Here is a 278-nt window from a genome sequence, read left to right as displayed (position 1 = left end):
GAATTGAACATCACTCGGTAAGCATTACCGGTGGTTTCGCTAAATAGATTTTGCTCGCGACCGACGCAAGTGGCTAACGACATCACGTGTTTTTCACGTAATGGATCAATAGGCGGGTTGGTTACCTGAGCAAATTTTTGACGGAAATAGTCGTATAGTGAACGCGACTTTTTCGACAATACTGCCATAGGCGTATCATCACCCATTGAGCCAATGGCTTCTTCACCTTTGCTCGCAAGTACCCAAATAACTTGTTCTAATTCTTCACGGGTAAAACC

The 278-nt window shown here is 44.2% G+C and carries 1 protein-coding gene; it reads right to left on the bottom strand.

Translation table 11 applies throughout. The features are described 5' to 3' along the window. On the bottom strand, positions 1-278 hold a 278-nt coding region (locus AAEZ05_RS28430; RefSeq protein ID WP_350649921.1), incomplete at both ends, for a glutamate synthase central domain-containing protein.

The organism is Pseudomonas sp. HY13-MNA-CIBAN-0226, assembly GCF_040310305.1.
Taxonomy (GTDB): Bacteria; Pseudomonadota; Gammaproteobacteria; order Pseudomonadales; family Pseudomonadaceae; genus Aquipseudomonas; species Aquipseudomonas gregormendelii.
The sequence above is the reverse complement of the archived record's forward strand: the minus strand, read 5'-3'. Positions and strand labels throughout refer to the sequence as shown.